The sequence below is a fragment of the Rhodococcus mengyinensis genome (genome assembly GCF_048381435.1).
GTDB lineage: Bacteria > Actinomycetota > Actinomycetes > Mycobacteriales > Mycobacteriaceae > Rhodococcus_F > Rhodococcus_F opacus_D.
This window is the reverse complement of record NZ_JBLWIT010000044.1, coordinates 22,614-29,893: the sequence shown is the minus strand read 5'-3', so window position 1 is coordinate 29,893 and position 7,280 is coordinate 22,614. Positions and strand designations below refer to the sequence as shown.

The 7,280-nt window shown below is 67.5% G+C and carries 6 protein-coding genes; 1 reads left to right on the top strand and 5 read right to left on the bottom strand.

What is annotated here, in order from left to right; all coding sequences use genetic code 11:
* The 5 genes from ACNJ7E_RS08260 to ACNJ7E_RS08240 all read right to left on the bottom strand — a co-directional run.
* Positions 1-514 (bottom strand): FAD-dependent oxidoreductase (locus ACNJ7E_RS08260; protein ID WP_418339576.1); only part of this gene is annotated, 514 nt, incomplete at its 3' end.
* 56 nt (positions 515-570) lie between these two features.
* Positions 571-1,413, bottom strand: a complete 843-nt coding sequence (locus ACNJ7E_RS08255) for a 3-carboxyethylcatechol 2,3-dioxygenase (protein WP_029538794.1) — start codon at positions 1,411-1,413, stop codon at positions 571-573.
* Positions 1,414-1,565: 152 nt separating this feature from the next.
* Complete coding sequence (locus tag ACNJ7E_RS08250) at positions 1,566-2,327, bottom strand: SDR family NAD(P)-dependent oxidoreductase (protein WP_029538797.1); 762 nt, start codon at positions 2,325-2,327, stop codon at positions 1,566-1,568.
* Between the two features lie 432 nt (positions 2,328-2,759).
* Positions 2,760-4,163, bottom strand: coding sequence for an amidohydrolase family protein (locus tag ACNJ7E_RS08245; RefSeq protein ID WP_029538800.1), 1,404 nt, complete (start codon positions 4,161-4,163; stop codon positions 2,760-2,762).
* Positions 4,160-5,413 carry a CoA transferase gene (locus ACNJ7E_RS08240; RefSeq protein WP_016881685.1) on the bottom strand — a complete coding sequence of 418 codons (1,254 nt, stop codon included), beginning with the start codon at positions 5,411-5,413 and terminating at the stop codon, positions 4,160-4,162. Before ACNJ7E_RS08240 ends, ACNJ7E_RS08245 begins: the two co-directional genes overlap by 4 nt.
* Positions 5,414-5,443: 30 nt before the next feature.
* Between ACNJ7E_RS08240 and ACNJ7E_RS08235 the strand changes: the two genes are divergently transcribed.
* A complete protein-coding gene (locus ACNJ7E_RS08235; RefSeq protein WP_418339575.1) occupies positions 5,444-6,523 on the top strand; it encodes an enoyl-CoA hydratase/isomerase family protein in 1,080 nt (359 codons plus the stop codon).
* Positions 6,524-7,280: the final 757 nt, after the last annotated feature.

Sequence of the window (7,280 nt, the reverse complement as noted above, 5' to 3'; positions counted from 1 at the left end):
CTGCGGCGCCGATCGGTGTCTCACACTGCACGAGGTGCAGATTCGCGAAATAGGGACCCGGCGTCACCCGGGACGCCCACTCCCCCAACTCGTCGAACGCGAACAACGGGGTCTCCAACGTCCGGCCGCCACCGGCCTTGCCGCCCGGATGTTCGGCGTGATAGTCCGGAAACCCTTCGGCGACATAAAATTCTGTTCCGGCCTCCGCGTCGAGGAAGGTCACCATCTCGCGCCCCGCCACCACGAACGCTCGTACCAGGTCCTCGTCGAGCAAGCCCCGTGAGAGCGACATGATGTATTCCACCGATTCCTCCTCGGAGTCCGCGACGCCGGCAGCACCCATCAGCGGATTGTTCGGAATCCACACGTTCCCGCCCGACCACGCGGCCGTACCGCCGACCTTGTCGGCCTTCTCGAACACCCCCACCCGGGCACCGCTCACCGCCGCCGTGAACGCCGCCGTCAAACCGGCAGCACCCGAACCCAGAATGACCACATCGAACAACGAGCCCACGAAGACACCTCCGTGCAGAGAAAAGGACTGCGGAGTTTTATCGACGCTCTGTCAGATTATGCCGACACCGCGACGGCCATGCCCGTGATCCACTCCTCCACCGGCTCGTAGATCAACGGCTCGAGCGGAACGCCGCCACCGGCCGCACCTGCAGCCAACCAAGTCCGCACCTCGTTGGCTCCCGCCCCGGCGTCCGCGTGCGCACTGTCGGTGAGACGCGCGAGGGCCTCCCTGTCCCAGGTCGCCGATGCGTGCAGAAAGGCCTTGTCCCACGCGGGTTTGATCTTCTTGCGCGCGGCGGCGGAACCCTCCGCGATGATCCTGGCGCGTTCCTCGTCGCTGATGTCGTACGTGTCCACTTCGAGACTGGGTGGCGAATGCGAAAGACCGCCGGTACCGATTACCAGCACTCGATCGCCCGTGCCGGACAGATACCGGCCCACCGCGTCCCCGAACGCGAGTACCCGCTCGGCCTTGGGCAACGGCGCCGTTGCGCAGTTGATGGGCAGCGGGATGACGGGATACGCGTCCAAGCTGCCGGTCAGATCACGCAAAGGCTGTGCGAACGCGTGGTCGAGCTGCACATCCCGGCAGACCGAGATATCAATCCCGGAGTCGAGCAGATGCTCGGCGAGGCCTCTCGCAGTTTCCTGGGGGACGTTCAATGCGCCTGCAGCGTGCCCGGCCTCGGCCATGATCCCGGCAGACAGTGCCACCCCGAAAGTGGGCACGACGTGCCGGAATGCCCGCCTGTGGTCCCCGCCGAACAGGACGATGTAATCGGGATCGAATTCTCGGACGATCGAACTCGCGCGCGCCAATCCCGTTCGGAACGTGGTGCCGAACACTCGGTCGACATCTCGCTCCATTCCTGGGCTGTGGCTTGCGCACACCACCATCCGGTTCGCAGTCGCCCGCTTCACTTCACTCAAGACACCCTCCTTGAACCTGACTCGTCGCCGGGGAACGCTGTCGGTCCGTGGCTCGAATCAAACATGACACAAACGTTAGATGGTTATCGGCGTCACGTCGAGGGTGTGCCGCGTTTCGGTCACCGCATCATCAGAGTTCCGCCGTCAACCGGGAAGATCTGCCCCGTCATGAACCGGGCCCCCTCGCCGGAGAGGAAGGCCAGCACCGGAACGAAATCCCTCTCGACGTCACCGAGCTTGCCCCCGAGCGGGACGGCTCTCGCCATGTACGCGTCGTGCGCGGCCAGTTGTTCCGTCGTCATCGATGCACGGGTCTTGTCGTACATGGGAGTCCAGATTGCCGGAGCGATGGCGTTCACGGTGACGCCGTATTTTCCCCATTCCTGAGCCGCGGTGCGGGTCCACGCGACCACAGCACCCTTGCTGGCCGAATACGCAGCCTTGTTGGTCAAGCCCTGGACCCCGGCGGCGGACGCGAAGTTGATGATCTGTCCGCCGTCGTCCCTCAAATGTCGGAACGCCGCCTGATTCGTGAGAAACGTGCCTGTCGCGTTGATGCCCATGACCCGATTCCAGATGTCGAGCGGAATCTCTTCGGCCGCTCCCCCCGGAGCGATGCCCGCTGCATGAATCAGGACGTCGAGACCGCCCAGTGAATCGACGGCCTGCGCGAACGCCGCATCGACCGAGGTCTGTTCCGACACATCACATTGGACGAATCGAGCCTTGCTCGCCTCTGCAATCTCACGTCCCTCACGCTCGGCGAGGTCGAGCGATACCACGTCGGCTCCGAGAGCAGGAAACGCCCGTACAAGGCCCTCTCCCATTCCACTGGCCCCTCCGGTAATGATTATGCGTCTACCCTGCAGGTTGTCTGACATTGCGTTCCCGTGCTTCCTCGATCAGCTGGTGCTATCTTGTGGCTCATTGGCTGAATTGCAATATGTTTCGCCACAAAGGTACGCGGTTTGCGCAAGCAGGTAATCTCGTTCACCCGATTATCTGACATATCGGCCACACTGTTGGTCTCGATCGCTGAGCCCGACCGCAGGGTTGACCTGATCCGCGTGACACAACGCATCACACACAGGGTTCCGGTCAGAACTATCGCGCATTCCAAACGCCGTGGGCACGTTCCGGTCGGTCGCCTCGTACTCGAATGCGCCCCTCCACCAGACCGCACGGGCGGCTAGAACTGGGACCGTCTCGGCCCGACAAGTCTGTACGAGTTCAGCCTCGAACTCGGTATCAGCAGTTCACGGTCGACCTTGGTATTGAGGCGGGCGCCGTGTCCACCACCCCTGACAGGCCTCTCAGATTCGGTGCGGTATTCCACCGAAGAGGGTGGCCCGGACGGCGTCGGCGGATGGTGCGGTGAGGACGGCAGCGAGCGGAGCGTGCAGGAGTACCAGATCCGCGGGTGCGCCCGGACTGACGGTGCGGGGTCTGCCGCCGGGATCGTCCGCGGGTGTGAGGTATCGCGTCAATGCCTCTGCGGCTGTGATGCGTTCGGAGGCACCGACTATTTCACCGGTCGGCGTCCGCCGGTTCACCGCGGCGGTGATCACCTCCCATGGGTCCGCTGGCCCGTACGGGGCGTCGCTCGAGAGTGCGACCGGGACGCCCCCTTCGATCAGTGACCGGCAGCGATACAGATCGGGGTGGTCGATCTCGTCGATGTCGCGCAAATAATCGTCACCGCGGTGCGCGACAAAGCCGGGCTGGGTGACGACGGTGAGTCCCCGTCGGCGAAGGTCGTCGATCGTCTCCCTGGGGATGAGCGCACCGTGCTCGATGCGGTCACCGGACCGTGTCCCGACGTCGTCGAGAACCGCGAGCAGAAGCAGCAACGACTCCCGGGTGACGCAATGCACGGCCACCGCCCGGCCCCGGTCGTGGACCTCGCGGATCCGGTCGGCAAGGTCGTCGAGGTCGGGTAGCCCGGAGTCGGCCAGCACAATCTTGCAGGGGCCCACGGTGACCCGGCCCGGCGGTGAGGCGATATCGCTGTCGGGCGCTGCGCCGAGCAGGTGCACTCGCTGCGGCAGGCTGCCGTCCGAGACCGACTTCTCGATCGCTACGCGTGAACGCGGGTCGAGGTCCGGGCTGGCGTCGGTGACACCCGTGATCCCCCACCGCGCGAGGGCGGCGCCGACCGCATCGAGGCGCGGCGGACCGGACGACGGGAGCCGGTCACGCAACCAGGCGTCGGCGCGCCACACCCTGCCGGTGGGATGGCCGTCCGGGGCGCGCTCGATTCCCGGATGCGACGCCTCGGCCAACCCCACGGCAGCACTGGCGGCGCCGTTGAGCATCCACATCGCACCGCTGCGGTGCTGAACCCGCACCGGCCGGGCGGCGTGGAGCCGGTCGAGGGCATTGGCGTCGAGGTCGCCCGCGACGGTCTCGATGTAGCCGACGCCGCGTACCCAGCCGTTGTCGTCGCCCGGTGCCCGCCCGAGCGCGTCGGCCAGGGCGGCGGCGGCGCGGACACTCGGCGGCCCGCAGTCCACGGACGCTGCGTCAGCGGCCATCGCATGCAGGTGCAGGTGGTGGTCGTGCAGGCCGGGGATCAGGGCGCCGCCCTCGGCGTCGATCATGTCCGCCGCCGTCGCGGGCAGATTTGACCCCACCGCCGTTATCCGTCCGTCGGAGATCGACACGTCGATCCCGGCGACTCCGCCGACCTCCGCGTTGCGGATCACGAGGTCGGTCACGGCGCCGCGATCCCCAACGACCGCAGCACGGCCGCGGTGTCCACGCCGGATCCGGGGGCCCACCCCGCCGGTTCCCGTGCGCGCGGTTCGGCGATCGGAACGACACCCGATGCGGTCTCGACCACCCACCGGCCGGCAGACAGGCTGGCCGTCGGCACCGGGTCGTCCGTCAGTGTCGACGCGACCAGATCCGACATCGACAAATCCCACAGTTGCCCCGACCCGTCGGCGGGCGCCGACATCGCGAGCGCCGCGGCGGTGACCCCGGTCAGTGGGTCGGCGAGCGCGTCGCCGACGAAAACTGGTCCGCCCGCATCAAGAGCGATCAGTCCTGCGGCCGCGGACAGGTCGTCGCCGAAGCCGATCCGGTCGGCGGAGCGTCCGCCGGCGGTGATCGACACCCACGTCGCCCCGCGGTCGACAACATCGGCGGCGTCGAGCCCGAAACCGGACAGGGCGCGCGGGCGGGATGCCTCGATCACGATGTCGGCGGCGGTGACGAGTGCGGTCAGGGCGCGGCGCCCCTCGGTCGTGCCGGGGTCGAGCACCACCGATTCGTGGCCGGCATGCAGGAGCCGGTAGAACGCAGCGTTCCCGCGGCGAGCGCCGTCCGGGCGGTCCGGTGTCTCGACCTTCACCACGCGGGCTCCGGCGAGTCCGAGCAGATGGGCGCACAGCGGGCCCGCCCAGAGGGCACTGAAGTCAACGACCAGCAACCCGTCGACGGGCCGAGGGTGCAGCGGCATCGGCGGAATTGGGGGTGCACTCGCCCGCACCACCGGGCCCGCCGCGACGCTCACCAGAGCCGCCCGCTGCGCCAACTCTGCGCCGCGGTGTCGGCGCACCCAGTCGGCGACGACAGGCCAGGGATCGTCCTCGTCCACGACATCGCTCACCATGGCCCCGAGCAGCGCGGGATCGTCGGGGCGTGCACAGGAGACGGCGGCCCACCCGTCGGCCGTCGGGAGCAACCGGCAGCTACCGCCCAGCGACACGTCTCCCCGACGCCGGAAACCGGTGAACGCCGCCCGCTCCGATAGCAACCCGGCACCGTCGACGTCGATTAGCCGACCGCCGAGAGCGCTGACGTCGGAAATCCACGTGGCCATCGCCCGCGCGAGCGTCGCCGCCCGACCGGGAGGGACGATCGGTGGCCCATCCGCGCGGCCGGTGAGGGCGACGACTCCGCTTTCGGCCCAGTCCCGCACCGGATCCGGCACCGGATGTGCGTGCGGGGGCGGGATGAACACCGCTCGATCCTATGCTGCAAGCTGTCCTTCGTGGATACCGCGCAGACCGTGATCACCCCACAGGACCTCGTGGACGGAGTCGCCGACACTCCCCTGCTCGCCGCGGGCGCCGTCGTGGACACTCCACTGCTCGTGGTGAACCTCGATGTCGCGGCCGACGAAGACACTGCCGTCCGCGCGGCCGAGCATGCGAAGCGCACCGACCGACTACTGGTCGGAGTGCGCCGCACCCCGGGCCCTCTTCCCGAACCGATCGCCGACCTCGCCGCCGGCCTCGACACCACCCTCGCCACCGACGCCGACCCGACCGACCGGTGGGCCGTCAGCGTGGACGACCTGGACACCGCGCTCGCCGAACTCCACGGAGTCGTGGCGGACAACGTGCACGCCGCGATCGTGCTCGGCCAGGTCCTGCGCCTGTCGGAAGATCTCCCGGTGCCACAGGCAATCGACGTCGAATCACTGGCCTACTCCACGCTCCTCGGGACACCGGGCTTCCAGCGGTGGCTCCAGCAGCGCGGACCGCGCCCGCTGCCACCACCGGCACCGCACGAACCGGTGCTCGTGCGGCGCGACGACGAGCGACTACTGATCACCCTCAACCGGCCCGAGCGCCGCAACGCCTACGGCGCCGAAGTGCGCGACGGGCTCGTCGAAGCGCTCCGGTTGGCCATCGCGGACGACACGATCACCTCGATCGTGCTCGACGGGGCGGGACCGTCGTTCTCCGCGGGCGGCGACCTCGACGAGTTCGGCACCACCCCCGACCTCGCCACCGCGCACCTCATCCGCACCCGCGCCGGCGCCGGCCGCCTGGTAGCGCAGCTAGGCGACCGCATTCAGGTCCGAGTGCACGGCAGCTGCGTCGGCGCAGGCATCGAGGTACCCGCATTCGCAAGCCGGATCGTCGCCGCGCCCGACACCGTGTTCCGCCTGCCGGAAGTGTCCATGGGGCTGATCCCCGGAGCCGGCGGAACCGTCAGCGTGCCACGGCGAATCGGCCGATGGCGAGCGTTCTGGCTGTGCGCCACCGGCGCCGCCCTCGACACCGACACCGCGTTGGCATGGGGTCTCATCGACGAAATCAGATACGCCCTGGGTCCGCACTAGCGCTCCACTCCTCGAGCGGTTCGACCTCTTCGGCAGACGCAACCAGTTCCGGAGTGATTTACGGATTCAAGCAACCCCACCGCGGCGACACGCTGGCGAGACGCCGACAATGGATTTGGGGCGCGGTTGGGCGGCGGTTGTCGATGGGACGATGGATCGACAACGTAAGTGGAAGAGGCTGATTGTCGCGTTTCCGTCTCGTACTCGGCACGTAATGCAGATCCTGCGCCAATGCAGTTCTTCCCCTTGGGGATCGCGCGCTCGGACAAAGTTCAGCAGGCCGCGGGTTTTGACGCCCATATGGTTCGAGGCGTCAAAGGGGAAACCCACAGTCGGGCGAGTCCCCGTGGGACGGTAGCTGTCCGGGACGTTGGAATTCTATCCGGGAAGCTCTGCGAGGGCGGGTCATGGAGGCTTCCTCCTCCAGTATCTGATCCCGACACCGCATACGCAGGACACTATGCATCTCTGGTGTGAGGTCGAGCTCAAAGCTGGTGCACGAGTCGAGCAAATACTTTAAGCGCACACGGTATTGCCTCGGAGTCAAACCGAAGTTGACCATGATCTCCTCGGCGGGAACGCTGCCGAAGGGATGGTCTCGAGGCAAGGGAAGCGATCGCAAGAGCGTCCCGGCCGTGGGTAACCGCGCCTCTCGCAGGTGTGCATTTCACCCTGGTCTTCCGGAGGGATCCGGGCCGTACCGAACCACGCTGCAGTACTGGATCGGCACCCACCCGACCACCGGATCAATGACCGT

Bases quoted from the DNA above. Each gene is read 5' to 3' on its own strand.
- ACNJ7E_RS08255 (WP_029538794.1), bottom strand. From the start codon at position 1,413: ATGGTGGTGTGCGCAAGCCACAGCCCAGGAATGGAGCGAGATGTCGAC.
- ACNJ7E_RS08250 (WP_029538797.1), bottom strand. From the start codon at position 2,327: ATGTCAGACAACCTGCAGGGTAGACGCATAATCATTACCGGAGGGGCC.